Genomic DNA, 21297 nt, shown 5'->3' on the forward strand with positions numbered 1-21297 from the left:
GCAAAAGAATGAATACACAGAAACTGCAGACCTTTGAAACAATCGGCGTGTTAGGCTTTGGCCTCACCGGTGTTTCTGCTGCACGTTTTCTGTTAGCGCAAGGCCTGCAGCCCATCGTTATTGACACACGGAAAACACCGCCCGGAGCGGAGTCTGCGCCAGAAGTCGCCGAGGCCTGCGAAACTCACTTTGGACCGCTGCAAATTGAAGACCTATTACAGTGTGATTTGCTGATTGTAAGTCCCGGTATTGATCGCCGCGATCCAGTCATTGCAATGGCCGATGATGCTGGCGTGAAAATGATTTCCGACGTTGAGTTGTTTGCGTGGTTCGCGAACAAACCCATGATCGGCATTACCGGCTCGAATGGTAAATCAACCGTGACTGCCTTGTGTGGTCACATCTTGAAGAATGTCGGCATGCAGCCCTTGCTGATAGGCAATATTGGTATGCCGGTGCTTGATGCGCTGCTCGCCGATGCGCCAGAGCACGACTGCTATGTGTTGGAACTATCCAGTTTTCAGCTGGAGCTAGTCGATAATTTAGTGTTGAACGCCGCGACCATCCTCAATATCAGCGCTGATCACCTTGATCGTTACGACGACGAGCGTGCGTACGAGCGAGCCAAGCAGCGTATTTATGCGCATGCGCAAACCTGTGTCTGGAATCGCGACGATAGTGCGACCCGTCCGATTACGATTCAACCACGCGCTCAACACCTCAGTTTTGGTCAGTCCGATGCAGCCAAGGGCTTTGGTCTTCTGCGTCAAGATGACGATTTTTATCTCACCTTTAATAACAAGCCGTTATTAGCCTGTAGCGAATTACCGCTGGCTGGCATTCATAACTGGTTAAACATTCAAGCGGCGTTGGCGCTGGTGAAATCACTGGGTGTGGATGTGATAGAAGCGGTCACCGCTCTGCAAGGTTATCGCGCTTTGCCGCACCGCTGTGAAGTTATTGCTGAGCATGATCAAGTGCGCTGGATCGATGATTCGAAAGGCACGAATCCAGGAGCCGCGATAGCCGCCATTGAAGGCTTGCGACCGGCAACCAAAGGCAAACTTATTCTGATTATGGGCGGTGACGCGAAAGGTGCTGACCTCGCGGTGTTAAAGCCTGTTTTAAATACGCATGTGGATGTGTTAGTTACGCTCGGACGTGACGGTGACAAGATAGCGGCATTGAAACCGCAAAGCCGGCCGGTGCAAACGCTGAATGAAGCGGTTGCTTTTGCGGTGCAACAGGCGAGTGCAGGAACGGTCGTGCTGTTATCGCCGGCGTGTGCAAGTTTAGACATGTTCAAGAACTATCAAGATCGTGGGCAACAATTCCGCAGTGCGGTGGAGGCTTGGTATGCGAGCCACTGAACCGCAACTTGAACTGGAAATTCGTCCACAACAACCGTGGCGTCACCGGCTGAGTGCATTCTTTAATGGCTCGTCGATGCAGTTTTATGATCGTCATCTGCTTTTGCTGGCGCTGTTACTAATGGGTATCGGCTTTATCATGGTGGCATCGGCGTCGATTCCGGTGGCTGAGCGCTTAACGGGTAACCCATTTTATTTTGTTATTCGCCACGGTGTTTATTTAGGTGTCGGTACACTTGCTGCTATCGTGGTCATGACGATTCCGGTGGCGAAATGGCAAGAATACAGCGCACCGCTGTGTCTCATCGCCATTGTTATGCTGGTCGCGGTTATTTTTGTTGGCTCGACAGTCAATGGTGCGACGCGTTGGATTCGGATTGGTCCGTTTACGTTGCAGGTCGCTGAATTTGCCAAGTTGTTCTTCGTTATCTTCTTGGCCAGCTATCTTGACCGTCGGTATGACGAACTCCGTCGGAACTGGAAGGGGTTTATCAAAGCGCTGGTGGTGATGGGCGTGATGGCTATCTTGCTGCTAAAGCAACCCGACATGGGTTCCGTTGTCGTTCTCGGCGTTACTGCTTTGGGCATGCTTTGGGTCGCTGGTGCGCGACTCGTGCAGTTTTTCTCGGTGGCGATGACGCTCATTATCGTTTTCGTCTTGTTGATCGTATTTGAACCCTATCGAATGGCGCGGGTGACGTCATTCCTGAACCCGTGGGACGACCCGTTTAACACCGGTTATCAGTTGACGCAGTCACTAATGGCATTTGGTCGTGGTGATTGGTTGGGTCAAGGCTTGGGTAACAGCTTGCAAAAGCTTCAATATTTGCCGGAAGCGCATACTGATTTCATTCTAGCGGTCGTCGGCGAGGAGCTTGGTTTTGTTGGTGTGGCGCTGATTATTATGCTGGTGCTGGTGTTGGTGTTGAAGGCTATTTTCCTTGGTCAACGCGCACTGCGGCAGAAACGTCCATTCTCTGGTTACTTAGCGCAGGGAATTGGCATTTGGTTTGCATTTCAGGCTGCGGTCAATATCGGTGCGGCATCAGGAATGTTGCCGACCAAAGGGTTGACCTTACCCCTGGTCAGCTATGGCGGCAGTAGTTTATTAATTAGTTTAGTGGCTGTGGCCTTGCTATTGCGGATTGATTATGAAGTGCGAACGGGCTACCGGCTGCAGCGCTCGGAAGGTGAAAAGCGAGTACAACGAAGTAAACGTGGCGTGCAGGGGGACTTGGCATGAGTAAAGTCCTGATTGCTGCTGGTGGCACTGGTGGCCATGTTTTCCCAGCGCTTGCTGTTGCCGATGCACTTCGCGAGCAAGGTCATGATGTGATTTGGTTGGGCACCCTTGACCGCATGGAGGCCGATGTTGTTCCCGCTGCAGGCTATCGCTTTATCGGCGTAAAACAACAAGCACTGCGCGGCCGCAACCTGTTGACCTTGTTGGCAGCGCCCGTACGTTTGAGTCGCTCGGTTTGGCAGGTACGAAAATTACTCAAAGCAGAACAGGTCGATCTAGTGCTTGGATTCGGTGGCTATACTGCAGGTCCAGCGGGGGTGGCCGCGCGGCTGCTCGGTCTCCCATTGGTCATTCACGAGCAGAATGCAAAGCCGGGGCTGACCAATCGCTGGTTACACAAAATTGCCAGCAAAACGTTATTGGGCTTTGCTCAAGCAGAACGTGAGCTGAAGGGAGCGACGACGGTAGGAAATCCAGTTCGCGCTGACATTCAGGCCCTTGCACAACGGCCAAAAGCGGAGCACGCGGGGCTTCATGTGCTGGTGGTCGGTGGCAGCTTAGGGGCCGCACATCTGAACCAAACATTACCGGCGGCCTTGGCGAACTGGTCAGAGGCAGCATTGATGATTCGTCATCAAGTGGGCAAAGGCCGCAAAGCCGAGGTTGAACAGGCCTATGCATCTTGTCCGGCTGCTGTTCAGGTTGAGGTGAGTGAATTTATTCGGGATATGGCCGCCGCTTATGCATGGGCGGATGTTGTGATCGCCCGCGCGGGTGCGCTAACCGTTGCCGAATTAGCCTGTGCCGGAGTGCCTTCGATTTTGGTGCCTTACCCGCATGCGGTGGACGATCATCAGGCACTAAATGCGCAAGTTTTAGTCGCTGCCGGTGCCGCTGTGATGATCCGTCAGCACGATTTTTCACCGACTCGAATTTATGCCGAATTAAAACTGTTGAGTAATCAAGAAGACCAACGAAAAGGGATGGCCAGTGCTGCCCGAAATAGCGCACAATTGCAGGCAACTGAGAGTATCGTTGCCATTTGCTCGGAGTATTTATCCGCAGCAAAAGCGCACGCTAATGTTGTAACAGCGGAGCAAAAAACAGATGACTAAAGCACATGCGCAGCCATTTACCATTGTCAACGTGCCCGAGATGCGGCGCGTTCGTCGGATTCATTTTGTCGGCATTGGCGGTGCCGGAATGGCGGGAATTGCGGAAGTGTTGTTAAACCAAGGCTATCAAGTGTCAGGCTCAGATATTGCCGAAAATGCAAACACCCAACGGTTACGCCAACTGGGTGCAAAAGTGGCGATTGGCCACAATGCAGCACATGTGGCGACTGCCAGTGTCGTTGTGGTGTCGACGGCGATTCATAAGCACAATCCGGAGTTGTTAGCCGCGCAAGAATTGCTAATTCCGATTGTCCGTCGCGCGGAGATGCTCGCAGAGCTGATGCGTTTCCGTCATGGCATCGCGGTGGCTGGAACGCATGGTAAAACCACCACGACGAGCTTGCTGGCAAGTATTTTTGCTGAAGCTGAACTCGACCCGACCTTTGTTATTGGTGGCTTGTTGACCAGTGCGGGTAGCAATGCCCGTTTGGGGAACAGTAAGTATTTGATAGCTGAGGCGGACGAAAGTGATGCATCATTCTTGCATTTGCAGCCTATGGTCGCAGTGGTCACCAATATCGAAGCTGATCACATGGACACCTATGAAGGTGACTTTGGGCGTATGCAGGATACCTACATCGATTTCTTGCATAATTTGCCGTTTTACGGACTTGCCGTGATGTGCACTGACGACCCGGTCATTCAAAGTCTTTTAACCCGTGTCGGTCGCCAAATTGTCACTTATGGTTTCAATAGCGAGGCCGATGTGCGCGCTGTGCAGTTTAGTCAGGTTGGGCATCAGAGTCGCTTTACGGTGTTACGTAAAGGCAAAGACCCGTTATCCATCGAATTGAATTTGCCCGGCCGGCATAACGCTTTAAATGCGCTGGCGGCAATTGCGGTAGCGACCGACGAAGGTATTGAAGATAGTGCCATCGTTGCCGCGTTAGCGAAATTTGCGGGTATCGGCCGTCGTTTCCAACAGTACGGTGCGTTTGCATGTGACGATGGTGATGTGCTGCTCGTCGATGACTACGGCCATCATCCGTCCGAGGTTGCGGCGACAATTCAGGCCGCGAAAGCCGGTTGGCCGGAACGCCGATTAGTTATGTGCTTTCAACCACATCGGTATAGCCGCACGCGCGACCTCTATGAAGATTTTGTTGATGTGCTCAGTGACGTTGATTCATTGATTATGCTCGACGTTTACAGTGCCGGAGAGGAGCCTGTCGCCGGTGCGGATAGTCGTTCGTTATGTCGTTCACTGCGCCAACGCGGCAAGTTGGATCCGGTTTACGTCAAAGAAGTACAGCAAGTGCCAGCGCGCTTAGCGGAGCTGATTCAGCCCGGCGACATTGTCTTGACGCAAGGCGCGGGCAATGTCGGTGGACTGGCTAAATTACTCAACGAATTACAACTGGACCGTGAACGCATGCTGCAGGCCAATGAGGTGAACTCATGATGTTCGGTAAAGTTGCGGTGTTGGCCGGTGGTGATTCCGCCGAGCGAGAGGTGTCCTTGCGCTCGGGCGCTGCGATTCATAACGCATTAGTACAAGCGGGTGTGGACGCTGTCTTGTTTGACCCGGCAAAACAAGGCTGGTTTGCATTGCCGGAGCTCGGCGTTGACCGCGTGTTTATTGCCTTGCATGGCCGTGGTGGTGAAGACGGGCAAGCGCAAGCGATTCTAGAGATGATGCAGCTGCCGTACACCGGCAGCGGCGTATTGGCGAGTGCTTTGGCTATGGACAAAGGCCGCACGAAAGCACTATGGCATGGACTCGGTTTGCCGACCGCGCAGGCGGTCACGGTTAAGCGTGTTGATCAGATTGATTGTGCTGCATTACTGGCGCGACTTGGTGGTAAGGTCATGGTCAAGCCTGCTCATGAAGGCAGTAGCATTGGTATGGCGATGGCTGACAGTGCCGAGACGTTGCACGCAGCGTTAGTCACAGCGGCAGAGTTTGACCATGAAATGCTGGTTGAAACTTGGCTCAGTGGACCGGAATACACAGTTGGCATTCTTGCCGGTGAAGCTTTACCGGCGATTAAAGTGCAGACACCACACGCGTTTTACGATTATGCGGCTAAGTATCAGGACAACACGACCGAATATATTTGTCCGGCCGGTTTAGCCGATGCACGCGAACAGGAGATTCGGCAACTCGCCCTGCAGGCATTTCACGCTGTGGGCGGCGAAGGATGGGGCCGCGTCGATTTAATGGTGAATGATCATGGCGACTTACAGTTGCTCGAGCTGAATACGGTGCCAGGCATGACCGAGAAAAGCTTAGTGCCAAAGGCAGCAGCCCAAGTCGGTCTGAGTTTTCAAGATTTGGTATTAAAGATATTAGCGACGACGCAGGGTATGGAGCGTTAACCTGTGACGGAGCAAGTAGCGGAGCAAGCCACGGCCGGTGAAACCTTGCAGGCGCGAAATGGACAGTGGCAAGCAATCGTAGGTTTTGTGGTTTTCTTGCTGATTGTTGCCGGCTTAATGATTGGCGGTTACGCACTGATTGAAAAGTTAACTGACGCCGATGAAATGCCGTTGACCGGAATGATTATTCAAGGCGAGCGCCGTTACATTAGCGATGAAGATGTCCGCCAAGCTATTTTAAACGGTGAAGTTGGCAGTTTTTTTACCGCAGATGTGGACGAGTTACGCTTCCGTTTAGAAGCTTTACCTTGGGTGTATTCAGCTTCAATTCGGAAAGAGTGGCCACAGCGACTTCGGGTCTATTTAGTCGAGCAAGAGCCATTTGCGGTGTGGAATGATGAAGCATTCATCAATCAGCAAGGTCAGGTGTTCGCAGCCGAAGTGAATGAGCTTGCTGAAGTGTTGCCGCATTTGCTCGGGCCAGCGGACGCAGCGGCGGAGGTAATAACGCAGTATCAACGCATCAGTGAGATACTGCGAATATACCAAACCCGGGTGACGCGGCTGGAATTAAGTGAGCGTTTCGCCGTGAGTGCCTGGCTTGAGAATGGGATTGAAATACGCTTGGGTCGCGAGGCGCGATTGGAGCGAGTGCAGCGATTTATGGATCTTTACCCGGTGATTGCTGCAGAAGAGCCGGACAAAGCGATTGCGTATGCGGATTTGCGTTATGACACCGGTATCGCCATCGGTTGGAAAGACAAAGAAAATAACGAATAGGAAAGTGAGAGTGCTGTGATTACTAAAAATGAAACAGATAACATGATCGTCAGCCTCGATGTCGGCACCAGTAAAGTCACGGCATTGATCGGGGAAATACTGCCAGACGGCGACCTGAACGTCATCGGTGTTGGTGTGACCCCGGCGCGGGGAATGGATAAGGGCGGTGTCAATGACTTGAATCTTGTCGTCCAATCGATTCAACGGGCAGTGAATGAAGCTGAACTGATGGCGGACTGCCGCGTTTCAGCGGTGTATTTGAATATTAGCGGTCGCCACATTAGTTGCCAGAACGAAAATGGCATGGTGCCGATTAACGACTCGGAAGTGACTCAGGACGACGTCGATAGCGTTATTCATGCGGCGAAGTCGGTTCCGGTTGCGCAGGAGCGGCGAATTCTGCACGTGCTGCCCCAAGAGTTTGTGATTGATTCACAAGAGAGCATTAAAAGCCCGGTCGGCATGTCCGGAGTGCGGATGGAAGCACGCGTACACATGATCACCTGTGCGAACGATATGGCGCGAAATATCGTCAAAGCGGTCGAGCGCTGTGATTTAAAAGTGGAAAGTCTGGTGTTCTCAGCGCTGGCGTCGAGCTTTGCAGTTCTCACCGACGACGAGAAGGAGCTCGGTGTTGCGCTGGTCGACATGGGTGCAGGTACGATTGATATTAGTATTTTTGCCGGTGGCGTGCTGCGTCATACGGCAGTGATTCCGGTAGCGGGAAATCAGGTCACTAACGACATTGCGAAGATTTTCCGCACGCCACTGAGTCATGCTGAAGAGATTAAAGTGCAATACGCTTGTGCACTGCGGCAAATGGTCAGCATGGAAGACAATATTGAAGTGCCGTCCGTAGGTGGGCGTCCGGCACGATCGATGTCGCGTCATACGCTGGCGGAAGTAGTTGAACCGCGATACCAAGAGTTATTTGAACTCATTCGTGACGAAATTTACGGTAGCGGTTTGGAAGAGCAAATTGCAGCGGGTGTCGTGATTACTGGCGGTACCGCAAAGATGGAAGGTGCGATTGAGTTCGCCGAAGAGATATTTTCGATGCCAGTACGCTTAGGCGCACCGATCGGAATTCAGGGGCTTAGCGACTATGTCAACGACGCCACCTATGCCACGAGTGTCGGGCTGTTGCGCTTTGGGCAACTCGACCTCGCCGGTCAACAAGAAGAACGGCAACGGGGGCAACGTCCACACTGGTTGCAGCGGATTCAAAGTTGGTTCCGCGGAGAATTTTAGAAAAAGTCGTAAAAAGTAAAATTAAGACTTTGATTTTTATGGGGTAACAACGGAAAATACGGGCAAGTGGAGAGGTAACTATTATGAATACTTTTGAAGTAGTGGATAATTTTGAAGCGGACGCGGTGATTAAAGTCATCGGTGTCGGCGGCGGCGGTGGAAACGCTGTGCAACACATGGTTGCGCAGTCGATTGAAGGCGTTAAGTTCCTTGCGGCAAATACTGACGCACAAGCACTGCGTAAACACGATGCGGATGTGTTGATTCAGCTGGGGAATGAAATCACCAAAGGTTTAGGTGCTGGTGCAAACCCAGAAGTTGGACGAATTTCCGCAGAGGAAAATCGTGAAGAGATTGCGCGTCAACTTGAAGGCGCAGACATGATCTTTATCGCTGCAGGCATGGGTGGTGGCACCGGAACGGGCGCCGCGCCTGTGGTCGCTGAGATTGCCAAAGAATTGGGCATTTTAACGATTGCTGTGGTCACTAAGCCATTCCCATTTGAAGGGAAGAAGCGGATGGCAGCGGCAGAAGAAGGGATTAATCAGTTATCGCAACACGTCGATTCACTGATTACCATCCCGAACGAAAAGCTTCTGAAAGTTTTAGGTAAAGGCACCTCATTACTGGATGCGTTTGGTGCAGCCAATAATGTACTATTAGGTGCAGTTCAAGGCATTGCTGAATTGATTACCCGTCAAGGTTTGATTAACGTTGACTTCGCTGACGTTCAAGCAGTCATGCGCGAAATGGGTACGGCGATGATGGGAACTGGCGTTGCCAGTGGTCCAGATCGTGCGCAAGAAGCGGCACAAATGGCGATTAACAGTCCACTGCTGGAAGATATTGATCTTTCTGGTGCGCGTGGCGTACTGGTCAATGTCACGGCTGGTATGGACATGGGTATTGATGAGTTTGAAACGGTCGGTAGTGTGATTCGCTCGTTTGCCTCTGAAAATGCGACAGTAATCGTTGGTACCGTAATTGATGCGGAAATGTCTGACGAAATGCGTGTCACTGTGGTGGCGACAGGCATTGGTGCAGAGCGTAAGCCGGACATCTCTTTGGTTGAAAAGAAACCAGAGCCGATGACGGTGCGTTCAAGTAGTTCGGGTGGTTTTAACCGCCAAGCGACCGCGCCAAAACTGGAAGAAGAAGCTGATTATGACGTTGAAGAGCGCCCATCAGCGCGTAAGCAGGCGGAACCAGACATTCTGGACATCCCTGCGTTTCTTCGTCGCCAAGCAGACTGATCAGTCCAGTTATTGACGAAAGCATTAGCAATTGCTATAGTATCGCCCCTTTTTGTCAGCGGCGTGACAGGCTTTAATTCTTGAAGGCTGCTGGGCGATAACTTAAAACTCCTTGCCGCACAAACGGATCTTGTCGGTATGAAAATTTGCGACGAAGGAGGATTCAGTATGGTCAAACAACGTACCATTAAGCAGATGATTGCAACCACGGGTGTGGGTTTGCATAAAGGCAACAAGGTTAACTTGGTGCTGCGTCCTGCTGCGCCGGACACAGGTATTGTGTTCCGTCGGACTGATCTGGATCCTGCTGTCGAAATCAAGGCCTCACCTGAGCTGGTGAAGGACACGCGCATGTGTACTTGTCTGATTAATGACGACAACGTTCGCATTTCGACCGTAGAACACTTGCTTGCCGCGATTGCGGGCATGGGTATCGATAATTTAATTGTTGAAGTGGACTCGCACGAAATTCCAATTATGGATGGCAGTTCACACCCGTTTGTATTCTTGCTGCAGTCAGCGGGCGTGCACGAGCAAGGGAAAGCGAAGCGCTTCATTAAAGTGAAGCAGCCGATTCGTGTCGAAGAAGGTGATAAATGGGCCGAGTTATTACCCCATAACGGCTTTAAAATCGACTTTGCGATTGATTTCGAACATCCAGCTATCGCGGATACGAATCAAGTTGTGTCCATGGACTTTAGTAGCCAAGCATTTATTCGTGATATTAGCCGTGCCCGTACTTTCGGCTTTATGAAAGACATCGAATATTTGCGTGCCAATAACTTAGCCCTGGGTGGCGGTTTTGACAACGCCGTGGTTTTGGATGATTTCCGCATCCTCAACACGGATGGATTGCGCTACGACGACGAGTTCGTGAAACACAAAATACTTGATGCGGTCGGCGACCTCTATATGGGTGGTCATAGCATTTTGGGGCATTTGCGTGCTTATAAGTCAGGACATGCATTAAATAACAAGCTTTTGGTGGCATTAATGCAGCATCAGGAAGCTTGGGAATTTGTGACATTTGAAGAGACAAGTGCAGAGGCGCCCATTAGTTACCTCAGCCCTGCCCTTGCCTAATTGATTGAAAGGCCGCTACTGAAAATAGCGGCCTTTTTGCGTAAAGTCACGATGAAATGTTGCGCAAAAGCGCAACAAGGCTTAAGGTAAGCGACGGCGTTATTGCAATGCGGGTTTTACTTTGATTTCTAAACTGCGTAAAGGCTGTGAGCTAGCCGTTTGCAATGAGAGTAAAATCTTCGATTGTAACAAGCGCACACGAGTGGACCAAACGCCACTGCGTACATAAATAATTAGGGTTTGTCCTTGAATGGCAACGCAACGCGAGTTGGCAGCAAGATCAGCAGGCACTGCGGCAAGCCATAAATTCTGTAAATTTGACTGGCGATGATGTTGCTCATTAAGTTGTGCAAGTGGGCCTTTTTGTAACAAGGTTTGCACACTTTTGGGTTTGCGCTTCAGCATATAATTTAATTCAACTCGGAACGTGCATGAGTTTAGCAATTGAGTATCAAGGTAAAAAAGTACGCTTTAAGCTGCAGTTTAGCAAGCGGCGTTTACTGTTTATCAGTGCTTTCGTGGCATTTTTCTTGTTAATGGCGATGCAGCCATGGCAGGGACTGTCGTTCAATAGTCTGGTTGAGCAAAGCAAGATACAGGACGAGCAACGCGCTTTGGCGATGCAGTCGGAACTGGTGCAAGAAGTTCGCGACCGTACCCAACGTGAACTCACCGCAATGACCATGAAGGTGGGTGAGTTACAAGCACAAATTATGCGACTGGAAGCGCTCGGTCAGCGTCTTGCCGCAGTAGCGCAGCTGGAAAGCAGCGAGTTTGACTTCACAGCGCCACTACCGGTCGGTGGTCCTGACCAGATTATCCCCGAATGGCCGTTGGTCAGCGAACATCAATTGTTGTCTGAACTCGACAGCGTTCTCGCTCAATTAGAAAATCGACAAAAACAACTTCGCCTCCTTGAAAGTGTCATGTTACATCACCATATAGAAGATGAACGATTTATTTCCGGTCGTCCTGTGAGCACAGGCTGGCTATCTTCGCAGTTTGGCGTTCGCAAAGACCCATTTACGGGCAACCCGACGATGCACCGCGGCGTTGATTATGCAGCGCCTGAAGGTACGCCGATCAAGGCGACGGGTGCAGGTATTGTGACCTTTGCGGGACCACGAGCAGGTTACGGTAATTTGATTGAAGTTGATCATGGTGCTGGCATTCGCACTCGCTATGGTCATATGAACTCAATTGATGTCAATGTCGGCGATGTTGTCACTCGCGGGCAAGTGATTGCGACAGTAGGTAATTTAGGGCGCTCAACCGGACCACACGTTCACTATGAAGTGTTGGAGAATGGGCGACAGGTCAATCCGGCACGATTTGTTTTACGCGACGCGCCGGTCGAATAGCATCGATGGAAAGAGTAGAGCCGGCACCGACGCGGTGCCGTTTATTTTTTCACCACTAGATTTTTTGCTACAGGATATTAAAAACACATGTTGGGTAGTCTCTTTAAACGTATTTTTGGTAGTCGAAACGATCGTATTATCCGTGCATCACGCAAACGCGTTGGCCAAATTAACGCGCTAGAGCCGGAGTACGAGAACTTAAGCGATGACGAGCTCAAGGCAAAGACTGCTGAGTTTAAAGAGCGCTTGGCGAATGGTGAAACGCTTGACGACCTGTTGGTTGAGGCATTTGCAGTCGCTCGCGAAGCGAGTAAACGCGTCTTTGAAATGCGCCCATTTGACGTCCAGTTGGTGGGTGGCATGATCCTGAATGAACACCGAATCGCCGAAATGCGTACGGGTGAAGGTAAAACCCTCACAGCGACACTACCGGCATACTTGAATGCCCTTACTGGTCGTGGCGTACATATCATTACCGTCAACGATTACTTAGCCCGCCGCGATGCTGATTGGAGCCGTCCTTTCTTTGAATATCTAGGCATGACCGTTGGTGTTAACGTTGCCGGTATGCAGCCGAAAGACAAGAAAAGCAACTACGCTTGCGATATTTTATACGGCACCAATAACGAGTTTGGTTTCGACTATTTGCGCGACAATATGGCATTTACGCCAGACGACCGGGTGCAACGTGACCTGCATTTCGCAATCGTCGATGAAGTTGACTCGATCTTGATTGACGAAGCACGTACCCCGTTAATTATCTCGGGTCCAGCGGAAGATTCTTCCGAGTTATACAAGAAAATTAATACCCTAGTGCCACAACTGACTCGCCAAGCCCATGAAGATGGGAAAGGTGAGGACGATGCCGAGCTTGGTGACTACACCATTGACGAAAAGGCGCGTCAGCTTTATCTGACTGAGCACGGTCAGGAGCACATTGAATCGATTTTGAAAGAAAACGGTTTGCTCGACGAAAGTGAGTCCTTGTATTCACCGACCAACATTTCTTTGTTACACCACGTCAACGCAGCATTGCGTGCGCACCACTTATTCCATCGCGATGTTGACTACATCGTTAAAGATGACCAGATCGTGATTGTCGATGAGCATACCGGTCGGACGATGGAAGGCCGTCGCTGGTCTGAAGGTTTGCACCAAGCCGTGGAAGCTAAAGAAGGTGTGCCGATTCAGAACGAGAACCAAACGTTAGCGTCGATCACCTTCCAGAATTATTTCCGCTTGTATGAGAAACTTGCGGGTATGACGGGTACCGCCGATACCGAAGCATTCGAGTTTCAGTCGATTTATGGCTTAGAAACTGTCGTTGTACCAACCAATAAAGACATGATTCGCGATGACATGCCGGACCTCATCTTCTTGACGGCGCAAGAGAAATACAACGCCATTATTGAAGATATTCGCGCGCAACGTGACGCGGGCCGTCCGGTCCTTGTAGGTACGAGTTCGATTGAAAGTTCTGAGCTGGTGTCACGTTTATTGAAGAAAGAAAAAATTAAACACAAGGTTTTGAACGCGAAGTTCCACGCCCAAGAAGCGGAAATCATTGCTCAAGCGGGTCAAGCTGGCTCGGTGACGATTGCGACCAACATGGCGGGTCGTGGTACTGATATTATGCTCGGTGGTAACTGGCAAACCGAAATTGCCAACATCGAAAATCCAACGCCTGAGCAAATCAAAAAGATTAAAGAAGATTGGAAAGTCCGCCACGATGCCGTAATCGCCTCAGGTGGTTTACATATTGTCGGTACTGAGCGTCACGAGTCACGCCGGATTGATAACCAGTTACGTGGTCGAGCAGGTCGTCAGGGTGATCCGGGTTCGTCACGTTTTTATCTGTCGCTAGAAGACTCGCTGATGCGTATTTTCGCATCTGACCGCATGGCAACCATGATGAAACGCCTCGGTATGAAAGAAGGCGAGGCCATTGAGCACCCATGGGTGACCAAGGCGATTGAGAATGCACAACGTAAGGTCGAAGGTCGTAACTTCGATGTCCGTAAGCAATTGCTTGAATACGATGATGTCGCTAACGACCAACGGAAAGTGGTCTATGAGCAGCGTAATGAACTGCTTGACGGTAAGGACATTAAAGATACCATAGCGGTGATTCGTGAGGACGTCTTCAATCGTGTCATCAGTGACTACATTCCGCCGCAATCGCTTGAAGAAATGTGGAATATCGAAGGGCTTGAAGATCGCTTGCGTGCAGACTTTGATTTGCAGTTACCGATTCAAGAGTGGCTTGATAACGACGATAAGCTGTTCGAAGAGATCTTGCGCGAGAAGATTGTTGAAGAAGCGATTAAAGCCTACGAACTCAAAGAGCAACAAGTCGGCGAACAGGTGCTCCGCCACTTTGAGAAGGCGGTTATGCTGCAAAGCCTAGACCAGCATTGGAAAGAGCATTTAGCGGCGATGGACCACTTGCGTCAGGGGATTCATTTGCGTGGTTACGCGAACAAGAACCCGAAACAGGAATATAAGCGTGAAGCCTATGATCTGTTTATGGACATGCTCGAGGCGCTGAAGCTGGATGTCATTAGTATTCTCAGCAAGGTCAAAGTACGTGCCGAGGAAGACGTCGAAGCGATGGAAGAACAACGTCGTCGTAAAGATTCTGCCCCGAAACAGTTCCAACATGAAAGCGCACCATCGGCAACCGCAGGCGGCGTTCCTGCAGCGGAAGGTCAGCAGGTTGTTCGGGAGGGCGAAAAAGTAGGCCGTAATGACCCGTGCCCATGCGGTTCTGGGAAGAAATACAAGCATTGCCATGGCAAGCTTACCTAAGACCATGCAGAAACATGTTCATGTCGCCGTGGGTGTGATCACTCACGGCGCTTCTGTTTTAGTCAGTAAACGTGCCGATCATCAACACCAAGGCGGCTTGTGGGAGTTTCCGGGTGGTAAAGTGGAAACTGACGAAGCAGTCAAAACCGCGCTTGCGCGTGAGTTAAAAGAAGAGCTGAATGTTACCGTGCTCGCGGCAGCACCCATGTTTGAAATTGTGCACGACTACGGTGACAAGGTCGTCCATTTAGATATTTGGCACGTTTCTCAACACACCGGCGAGGTTCTCGCCAATGAAGGTCAGGCTTGGCAGTGGGCGGATGCGGATACCTTACGCGAGCTTAAGTTTCCCGCGGCCAATGGGCCAATCGTGACGGCCACACTCAAACTTATTGATTAGTAATCATCTTCGTTGTTAGCTGCTGGCGGCAACTCCGGCCCAGGAATTCGTTTCTCTTCTGCAGCCCATTCGCCCAAGTCAATCAGTTTGCAGCGCTCGCTGCAAAATGGACGAAACGCAGAGGCGCTCGACCAAACAACTAATTTTTCGCAGGTGGGACAGGAAACCGTGGTTGGGGTTTTCATTTGTGACACAACAAACCTCTTTGACGTGAACGTCGAATTAATTACTACAGCGGGCAAGCGCAAACGTGACGGCGCCTTGATACGGTGTGCGTTCTGCTGAATCAGCCTGCATGAAGCGGATACTATAACGCTGCCGATGCCCACTAATTAATGGGTAAACCTTAAATTCATTCGGTACCCGCAAGCGCAATAACGCCAACTTTTCTGAGTTGGCTTGGAAGCTTCCGTTTTCTGCGACCAATTGCTCAAATTCGCCTTGTTCTCGCAACATGTTTAATTCCATGTTTAATGCGCTTTGCAGGACGGTTAATTGCTCTAACCATCGCGTGGTTTCAAGTGTGCGCTGCTCATCGCTTTGCTGCAACCAAAACTGCAAGTCAGGTAGTTCATGGTGGCATTGCCCGCCCATCAGCCCCATGCGTTGACGCACGTTAGCAAGCAAACGGTTTTCGCGCAGGACATAACCGAATTTATGGCCTTCGCACAAGGCCTGTAAAATTTGCCGTAACTCTTGGTGGACTTCTTGCAGTCGGTGTTGATTGACCGCAGGATGATTGAAATAGGCTAAAAGCCGACCTTCTCGCCGTTCTAGGTCTTTAATTAAATCGGCTCGTGTATCTGTGCGGTCGAGTAAATCCAATAGATTGAATAAACCACCGAAAAACAGCGGATAATTGACCGCATTGACGTTGGCTGCGGCTTGGTGGATCTGCAGCAACAAGGCTTCAATGCGCAAATAGACGCGGATTTTTTCTTCTAACGGATGCTCGTAGGTCTTGAAGTCCATGATTCTTATATTTTTATAGTGAGCCTTTGGTCATGATACCGACTCAGGATGATAAGGCAATCCTTAAATAGTATTCATGTAGTCGGTCAATTTTAGCATGTAACTCGGCTACGCTACCGCTATTATCGAGAATATCGTCGGCTTTGGCGATGCGGTCTTCTCGCGACAATTGCGCGGCCATGATGGCACTGATTTGGTCGGTGTCCACTTGATCGCGAGCCTGCGTGCGTTCTATTTGCAGCGCTTCGGGTACATCGATGACAAGCACCCGGTCGGTATATTGTTCTAAACCATTTTCCAGCAGCAATGGTGCTGACAAGACCACGTAAGGCGAATGTGCTGATTGTATGCGAGTCAGCATGTGTTCGCGAATGGCTGGGTGGAGTAGAGTATTCAGCCAAGCTTTTTCGCTCGGGTCGGCAAAGATGATCGCACGCAACGCGGCACGGTCGAGTTCTCCATTCGCTTGCAGTATATTATCACCGAAGCGCTCGGCGATTGCCTGCAATGCTGGAGTACCAGCAGCAACCACATCGCGCGCAACTTGGTCGGCATCGACGACGCTAATACCTAGGCTGGCAAACCGATCAGTGGCGGTTGATTTACCCGAACCAATGCCGCCGGTGACGCCGAGAACCCAGATGTGTTTTTGTTTGGTATTCATGAGATAGCGATACTCCAATACCACGCGTAGATGACGTCGGCAAAATACAGGCTAATGCCACCTGCAATCGCCAAATAGGGTCCGAACGGCATCGGTTGACCAAATCGAGAGTTTTTGGCGACGAGCTGAAGAATACCGAAACATGCGCCGACCACCGATGAGAGAAGAATGATCAAGGGTAAATGCTGCCAGCCTAACCAAGCGCCCAAGGCGGCTAATAGTTTAAAGTCGCCATAACCCATGCCTTCTTTGCCGGTAGCCAGTTTGAATAACCAAAATAATGACCACAAGAAAAGATAACCGACGGCGGCACCAATAATGGCGTCAGTCGGTGTCACTGGCAGCCAAAAGATACTGCCAATCAGACCGAGCCAGAGCAAAGGCAAGGTGATCTGGTCGGGTAAGAGCATATGGTCGACGTCTATTAAGGTGAGTAGGACCAGCAGATAAAGCAGGACGACATAACTCCAACCTAAGGTATTAAAGCCAAAATGGTAGATGGTTATTGCGGCAAGGAACGCGCAGACGAGTTCGACCAAGGGATAGCGAATCGAAATACCGACCTTGCAAGCGCGGCACTTTCCGCGCAGGAGCAAATAACTGAGTACCGGAACATTGTCGTACCAACGAATCGGCGTTTTACAGCGAGGACAGTGCGAGGCGGGTTGCGATAGATTATAAACCGGCTGTTCGCTGATGTTCTTGTTCGTCAGTTCGGCGCAATCGCGCTGCCATTGTGCTTGCATCATTTTCGGCAAACGGGCAATGACAACATTCCCAAAGCTGCCAAAACACAATCCGATAAAGAGTGCAAACAAGCAACCAAACCAAGGCCATACAATTAAAATTTCTGCCACGCCATGTTCCTTTTTATTGTTGTTGACCCATTATACTGCGATTGCGCCTGCAAGTTGAAATAATGGTAAATAAATAGCGAGTAAAATCACCAAGGTCAACAAACTTACCACAGTTAAGAGCAGGGCAGGTACCGTCGCACTGAGCTGTGTTTCAAACGCCATAAGATCGTTTTTGAGGTCGGCGAGAGCAATGCTTATTTGCTCGCAAAGCTGACCGCTCTGTTCGCCGATGTCGATAGCGATCAAGACCCGATCCGGCGCCAAGGTCGACTGCCAACAACTATGCCAAGAGCGCCCTTGTTGCATCTGCTGGAAAGCACGCTGCCATTGAGATCGCCAGTATGGACTTGTGCTTTGTTCGGCCTGTTGTTGACAGAGCGTTAATAATGGAATTTGGCTTTGCATGCCAAATTGAATCATCACCAGATCGTCGTACAGCACTTGTTGATTCAGCCACTTGCCAAGCCAAGGTAACTGGTAGGTCGTGTGATGGAGTCGACGGACAAGCATCGTGACGAGATAGCCGACGACGATCCCGCAACCAGCGACTAAACCAAAAATGAGCCAAGAGACCTGACTCATGCGGATCAGGTTCTCAGTGAGGGCAGGGACTTGCGCATCCATCCCTTGGTAAACATTCGCAAACTTAGGCACCAAAAACTTCAACATAAAGACCATCAGCAGCGCAGCAACCACGAGTACGGTAAGTGGATAGCGCAGCGCTTGTTGCCGCTGGCGCACGCGTTCATTTTTGCTCTGCAACGACTGAATCAGATGTTCCAACGTGAGCGCAAGCTGGCCGCTCGCTTCAGCATTTTTGATCCAAGGGAGCAGCCAACTTGGAAAGACATCACTGCACTGTGCCATCGACTCGTGCAAACTTTGTCCTTGCTGAATACCCAGACAAACCTGCTGGCACGCGCTGGCCAATTGTTGCGAGCGGCTCTTATCGCGCAAATGTTGCCAACAGCGGAGCTGATCGAAGCCGGATTTGGTGAGTGATAGCCATTGTTGCAGAAGGTGGAGCCAAACCGCGATAGCAGGACGCCGCAACGACGGCAATGGTCGCTGGGCTTGCAACAGAATGTTCTGTTGGTGAAGGGTTTGGCGCAAGTGCTGTACGGAAGTTGCGTGGCTGACGCCCTGTAAGAAATGTTGTTCGGGATGGAGACCGGACCAATGGTACCAAATCGGATTAGCCATGTTGTGTTCTCCCTGTATCAGGCTGACACAGCTGAGCTAGGCGAGGCCAAAAGTGATCCTGTTCGTGCGCCAATAGGATGTCAATGAGGTCGTCGTGGCGACTCATTAAATGAAAGACACCGCGTCGGCTCTGTTGATGCACGACCAACTGTTGATTGGTTAAAAGCAGCAAGCAAGCGGCTAATTGAAAGTAATCAACGCCTAATTGCTGGAGGCGAATAAATGCACTCAATGGGTTGCTCGCATGCAAGGTTGCTAATACGAGGTGTCCGGTTTGGGCCGCTTGGCAGGCAATTTGCGCAGTTTCTGTATCGCGGATCTCGCCAATCATGATGACGTCAGGATCTTGGCGTAAAAGTGCGCGTAAGGCGCGTGCAAAGGTTAATGACTGAGCGTTACTGACCGGTACTTGATTGACGCCGTGGAGGGCGATTTCAACCGGATCTTCGACGGTGACAATGTTCAGTTGAGCACTGTCCATCGCCTCTAACATGGCGTAGAGGGTGCGAGTTTTGCCGCTGCCGGTGGCTCCGGTGACCAGAATCAGCCCATGCTCTGCTTGGATCGCTTGCTGCACGGAGTCGAGTTGTGGTTCAGACAGTCCGAGCTGGCTTAACGGCAAGGTTCCTACGGCCAAGACTTGTAGCCTGAGTACGAGCTTTTCGCCGTGTAAGGTATTCACGGTATTCAGACGACAATCAATTTGAATAGGGCTACGATGATTTTCCTCGACTGTACTTGTGGTTATCGCACTAAACTGGAAGCGACCGTCCTGAGGGAGATGGCGTTCGGTGATATCGAGTGCCGCCGCTGCCTTCATCGCGGCAAGTGCACGTTTGCCTTCATGCAAAGTGACGTGTTGCACTAAAATCAGCTGGCCTAATCGCCGGGCTCGCCAGCGATATCCTTGCGTGGTTGCTTCGAGATGCAAATCGGTACATTGATTCAATGCATGCTCGGTAATGAAACTGGCGAGTGCGCTGGGGAGTTGGTTCATAATTTAAACCGCCGCTGCACGACTACAAGGCGCCACTACAATGCGGAATGCGCATGTTGCCGTCAGCCTTATAATCATTGCAGAACAGTTGCCACTGCAACTGTGTACTGGTGATACGTGGTCGCAACTCCACTCTTAATGGCTCTCCCGCCTGCGTCGGAATCTCGAATTCAGCGAGAATGCTGGCATTGGCTGAACCTGTGCTCAAGGTTTGAATCCCTTGCGGTAACTCAGTGGGGACGGCGGGAATGCCACGCTGGCCAAATTGACTGCAGGAGGACAGGGAGGCTTGCATCTGCCAGCACAGACTAATGGCCGTTTGCCAAGGTTGCAGTGACAGTAATGCCGCCCCCGCTTTCGCCCGTTGGTTATAATCGGAATACGCTGGAATGGCAAAAGAGCTGAGAATGGCGAGAATGGCCACCACGACCATCAACTCAATTAGGTTAAATCCCCGATTAAATCCCCGAGTAAATCCCCGAGCTGAGATTTGATGCCGATGACGTAGTGATATTTTTGATGCTGAGTCTGCGAGAAACATAAGCCGATTCCTTTTGGCTATTTTGACAGTGTTGAGTCACTATCAATAGCAAAGGAACCGGCATTTACCTATATTTGCAGACCGTTTTCAGCGATCACCTAACATCTTTAAGTTCGAGTCTTGAGGTCGAGTTTTAAAGCTTGGTCGTAATGCGCATCGACAAATCAAGCGCCGTGATGTGCTTGGTCAGCGCGCCGGAGGAAATGAAATCGACGCCAGACGAGGCATAGTCGGCTAAACGTTCGGGTGTGATGTTGCCCGACACTTCCAATTTTGCCCGTCCAGCGGTCAGTTCCACAGCAGCGGTAATATCGGCCAAAGAAAAATTATCGAGCATGATGACGTCTGCTCCGGCCGCCAACGCTTGCTCAAGTTCGGCGAGAGATTCCGTTTCGACCTCAACCCAACGGCCGGGGAAGTTGTCGCGTGCCGTTTGCACCGCGGCCGCGATACCACCACAGGCGGCGATGTGATTTTCTTTGATTAAAAATGCATCGAATAGACCAATTCGGTGGTTTTTACCACCGCCACATTGCACTGCATATTTTTGTGCCAAACGCAGGCCTGGAATGGTTTTACGTGTGTCTAAGAGTTCGGTCTTGGTGCCGGCCAAGTGGGCAACTGCAGCCGCGGTAACTGTTGCTGTCGCCGACAAGGTCTGTAAAAAGTTCATCGCGGTGCGCTCACCGGTGAGCAAGGCCCGCGCTGGACCACGTAAATAGCAAAGTACTTGCTCAGGTTGCACAGCGTCGCCATCTTGAACATGCCACTCGATTTCGACGTTACCGTCTGCTTGTAACTGACGGAAAACCTCATTGACCCACTCTGTGCCACAGATGACACCTGGTTCCCGGGTAATCAAATGCGCTTGTGCATGTGCATCGGCAGGAATTAAACTGGCCGTGATATCTTGACTGGCATCGGCGAAGCCGCCTAAATCTTCCGCCAACGCGGCTTGGACTTGGGCGGGAATGGCGTTTTTCAAAGCTGTTTCAAATTGCACGTCAGAGGTCATGATGG

At 50.9% G+C, this 21297-nt stretch carries 21 protein-coding genes; 12 read left to right on the forward strand and 9 right to left on the reverse strand.

Going from position 1 to position 21297, the window contains the following annotated elements; genetic code table 11:
• Nucleotides 1-8: 8 nt before the first annotated feature.
• The 9 genes from murD (at nt 9) to lpxC (ending at nt 10474) form a co-directional block, all read left to right on the forward strand.
• Nucleotides 9-1370, forward strand: a complete 1362-nt coding sequence (gene murD, locus LAT77_RS05155; RefSeq protein WP_290563490.1) for a UDP-N-acetylmuramoyl-L-alanine--D-glutamate ligase — start codon at nt 9-11, stop codon at nt 1368-1370.
• Nucleotides 1357-2613 (forward strand): cell division protein FtsW, encoded by a 1257-nt coding sequence (gene ftsW, locus LAT77_RS05160; RefSeq protein WP_290563491.1) that lies wholly within the window; start codon nt 1357-1359, stop codon nt 2611-2613. Before murD ends, ftsW begins: the two co-directional genes overlap by 14 nt.
• The gene (gene murG, locus LAT77_RS05165) at nt 2610-3728 is read left to right on the forward strand and encodes an undecaprenyldiphospho-muramoylpentapeptide beta-N-acetylglucosaminyltransferase (protein WP_290563492.1); all 1119 of its coding nucleotides are present in this window, start codon (nt 2610-2612) and stop codon (nt 3726-3728) included. Before ftsW ends, murG begins: the two co-directional genes overlap by 4 nt.
• Nucleotides 3721-5190 (forward strand): UDP-N-acetylmuramate--L-alanine ligase, encoded by a 1470-nt coding sequence (gene murC / locus LAT77_RS05170; protein ID WP_290563493.1) that lies wholly within the window; start codon nt 3721-3723, stop codon nt 5188-5190. The genes murG and murC overlap by 8 nt, the downstream gene beginning before the upstream one ends.
• Nucleotides 5187-6107, forward strand: a complete 921-nt coding sequence (locus LAT77_RS05175; protein ID WP_290563494.1) for a D-alanine--D-alanine ligase — start codon at nt 5187-5189, stop codon at nt 6105-6107. The genes murC and LAT77_RS05175 overlap by 4 nt, the downstream gene beginning before the upstream one ends.
• A gap of 3 nt (nt 6108-6110) precedes the next feature.
• Nucleotides 6111-6887, forward strand: coding sequence for a cell division protein FtsQ/DivIB (locus LAT77_RS05180; protein ID WP_290563495.1), 777 nt, complete (start codon nt 6111-6113; stop codon nt 6885-6887).
• A gap of 18 nt (nt 6888-6905) precedes the next feature.
• Nucleotides 6906-8138 (forward strand): cell division protein FtsA, encoded by a 1233-nt coding sequence (gene ftsA, locus LAT77_RS05185; RefSeq protein ID WP_290563585.1) that lies wholly within the window; start codon nt 6906-6908, stop codon nt 8136-8138.
• Between the two features lie 83 nt (nt 8139-8221).
• Complete coding sequence (gene ftsZ / locus LAT77_RS05190) at nt 8222-9391, forward strand: cell division protein FtsZ (protein ID WP_290563496.1); 1170 nt, start codon at nt 8222-8224, stop codon at nt 9389-9391.
• Between the two features lie 168 nt (nt 9392-9559).
• Nucleotides 9560-10474 (forward strand): UDP-3-O-acyl-N-acetylglucosamine deacetylase, encoded by a 915-nt coding sequence (gene lpxC, locus LAT77_RS05195; RefSeq protein WP_290563497.1) that lies wholly within the window; start codon nt 9560-9562, stop codon nt 10472-10474.
• 99 nt (nt 10475-10573) lie between these two features.
• Here the strand turns inward: lpxC and LAT77_RS05200 are convergent, their stop codons facing one another.
• The gene (locus tag LAT77_RS05200; protein WP_290563498.1) at nt 10574-10879 is read right to left on the reverse strand and encodes a DciA family protein; all 306 of its coding nucleotides are present in this window, start codon (nt 10877-10879) and stop codon (nt 10574-10576) included.
• Between the two features lie 26 nt (nt 10880-10905).
• On the opposite strand from LAT77_RS05200, the gene LAT77_RS05205 reads away from it, so the two are divergent.
• The 3 genes from LAT77_RS05205 to LAT77_RS05215 all read left to right on the forward strand — a co-directional run bounded on the left by LAT77_RS05205 (nt 10906) and on the right by LAT77_RS05215 (nt 15043).
• Entirely contained in the window at nt 10906-11835 is a 930-nt protein-coding gene (locus LAT77_RS05205) for a M23 family metallopeptidase (RefSeq protein ID WP_290563499.1), read from the forward strand.
• Nucleotides 11836-11922: 87 nt separating this feature from the next.
• Complete coding sequence (gene secA, locus LAT77_RS05210; protein WP_290563500.1) at nt 11923-14643, forward strand: preprotein translocase subunit SecA; 2721 nt, start codon at nt 11923-11925, stop codon at nt 14641-14643.
• Nucleotides 14627-15043, forward strand: a complete 417-nt coding sequence (locus LAT77_RS05215; protein WP_290563501.1) for an NUDIX domain-containing protein — start codon at nt 14627-14629, stop codon at nt 15041-15043. The genes secA and LAT77_RS05215 overlap by 17 nt, the downstream gene beginning before the upstream one ends.
• On the opposite strand, the gene yacG is transcribed toward LAT77_RS05215, so the two are convergent.
• The 8 genes from yacG to nadC all read right to left on the reverse strand — a co-directional run bounded on the left by yacG (nt 15040) and on the right by nadC (nt 21292).
• Nucleotides 15040-15228, reverse strand: a complete 189-nt coding sequence (gene yacG / locus LAT77_RS05220; RefSeq protein ID WP_290563586.1) for a DNA gyrase inhibitor YacG — start codon at nt 15226-15228, stop codon at nt 15040-15042. The genes LAT77_RS05215 and yacG overlap by 4 nt on opposite strands.
• Nucleotides 15229-15265: 37 nt before the next feature.
• Entirely contained in the window at nt 15266-16015 is a 750-nt protein-coding gene (locus tag LAT77_RS05225) for a cell division protein ZapD (RefSeq protein WP_290563502.1), read from the reverse strand.
• Nucleotides 16016-16058: 43 nt separating this feature from the next.
• Nucleotides 16059-16679, reverse strand: coding sequence for a dephospho-CoA kinase (gene coaE / locus LAT77_RS05230; protein ID WP_290563503.1), 621 nt, complete (start codon nt 16677-16679; stop codon nt 16059-16061).
• Entirely contained in the window at nt 16676-17536 is an 861-nt protein-coding gene (locus LAT77_RS05235) for an A24 family peptidase (protein ID WP_290563504.1), read from the reverse strand. Before LAT77_RS05235 ends, coaE begins: the two co-directional genes overlap by 4 nt.
• Before the next feature lie 30 nt (nt 17537-17566).
• Nucleotides 17567-18739, reverse strand: a complete 1173-nt coding sequence (locus LAT77_RS05240; RefSeq protein WP_290563505.1) for a type II secretion system F family protein — start codon at nt 18737-18739, stop codon at nt 17567-17569.
• Entirely contained in the window at nt 18732-19736 is a 1005-nt protein-coding gene (locus tag LAT77_RS05245; RefSeq protein WP_290563506.1) for an ATPase, T2SS/T4P/T4SS family, read from the reverse strand. The genes LAT77_RS05240 and LAT77_RS05245 overlap by 8 nt, the downstream gene beginning before the upstream one ends.
• A gap of 22 nt (nt 19737-19758) precedes the next feature.
• The gene (locus LAT77_RS05250) at nt 19759-20277 is read right to left on the reverse strand and encodes a prepilin-type N-terminal cleavage/methylation domain-containing protein (RefSeq protein ID WP_290563507.1); all 519 of its coding nucleotides are present in this window, start codon (nt 20275-20277) and stop codon (nt 19759-19761) included.
• A 133-nt stretch (nt 20278-20410) separates the two neighbouring features.
• Complete coding sequence (gene nadC, locus LAT77_RS05255) at nt 20411-21292, reverse strand: carboxylating nicotinate-nucleotide diphosphorylase (RefSeq protein ID WP_290563508.1); 882 nt, start codon at nt 21290-21292, stop codon at nt 20411-20413.
• Between the last annotated feature and the right edge of the window lie 5 nt (nt 21293-21297).

It is taken from the genome of Aliidiomarina sp. (assembly GCF_022565475.1).
GTDB lineage: Bacteria > Pseudomonadota > Gammaproteobacteria > Enterobacterales > Alteromonadaceae > Aliidiomarina.

What these genes read in the sequence shown, in the direction of transcription:
- murD (WP_290563490.1), top strand. Translation starts at nt 9, where the DNA reads ATGAATACACAGAAACTGCAGACCTTTGAAACAATCGGCGTGTTAGGC.
- ftsW (WP_290563491.1), top strand. Translation starts at nt 1,357, where the DNA reads ATGCGAGCCACTGAACCGCAACTTGAACTGGAAATTCGTCCACAACAA.
- murG (WP_290563492.1), top strand. Translation starts at nt 2,610, where the DNA reads ATGAGTAAAGTCCTGATTGCTGCTGGTGGCACTGGTGGCCATGTTTTC.
- murC (WP_290563493.1), top strand. Translation starts at nt 3,721, where the DNA reads ATGACTAAAGCACATGCGCAGCCATTTACCATTGTCAACGTGCCCGAG.
- LAT77_RS05175 (WP_290563494.1), top strand. Translation starts at nt 5,187, where the DNA reads ATGATGTTCGGTAAAGTTGCGGTGTTGGCCGGTGGTGATTCCGCCGAG.
- ftsZ (WP_290563496.1), top strand. Translation starts at nt 8,222, where the DNA reads ATGAATACTTTTGAAGTAGTGGATAATTTTGAAGCGGACGCGGTGATT.
- lpxC (WP_290563497.1), top strand. Translation starts at nt 9,560, where the DNA reads ATGGTCAAACAACGTACCATTAAGCAGATGATTGCAACCACGGGTGTG.
- LAT77_RS05200 (WP_290563498.1), bottom strand. Translation starts at nt 10,879, where the DNA reads ATGCTGAAGCGCAAACCCAAAAGTGTGCAAACCTTGTTACAAAAAGGC.
- LAT77_RS05205 (WP_290563499.1), top strand. Translation starts at nt 10,906, where the DNA reads ATGAGTTTAGCAATTGAGTATCAAGGTAAAAAAGTACGCTTTAAGCTG.
- secA (WP_290563500.1), top strand. Translation starts at nt 11,923, where the DNA reads ATGTTGGGTAGTCTCTTTAAACGTATTTTTGGTAGTCGAAACGATCGT.
- LAT77_RS05215 (WP_290563501.1), top strand. Translation starts at nt 14,627, where the DNA reads ATGGCAAGCTTACCTAAGACCATGCAGAAACATGTTCATGTCGCCGTG.
- yacG (WP_290563586.1), bottom strand. Translation starts at nt 15,228, where the DNA reads ATGAAAACCCCAACCACGGTTTCCTGTCCCACCTGCGAAAAATTAGTT.
- LAT77_RS05225 (WP_290563502.1), bottom strand. Translation starts at nt 16,015, where the DNA reads ATGGACTTCAAGACCTACGAGCATCCGTTAGAAGAAAAAATCCGCGTC.
- coaE (WP_290563503.1), bottom strand. Translation starts at nt 16,679, where the DNA reads ATGAATACCAAACAAAAACACATCTGGGTTCTCGGCGTCACCGGCGGC.
- LAT77_RS05240 (WP_290563505.1), bottom strand. Translation starts at nt 18,739, where the DNA reads ATGGCTAATCCGATTTGGTACCATTGGTCCGGTCTCCATCCCGAACAA.
- LAT77_RS05245 (WP_290563506.1), bottom strand. Translation starts at nt 19,736, where the DNA reads ATGAACCAACTCCCCAGCGCACTCGCCAGTTTCATTACCGAGCATGCA.
- LAT77_RS05250 (WP_290563507.1), bottom strand. Translation starts at nt 20,277, where the DNA reads ATGTTTCTCGCAGACTCAGCATCAAAAATATCACTACGTCATCGGCAT.
- nadC (WP_290563508.1), bottom strand. Translation starts at nt 21,292, where the DNA reads ATGACCTCTGACGTGCAATTTGAAACAGCTTTGAAAAACGCCATTCCC.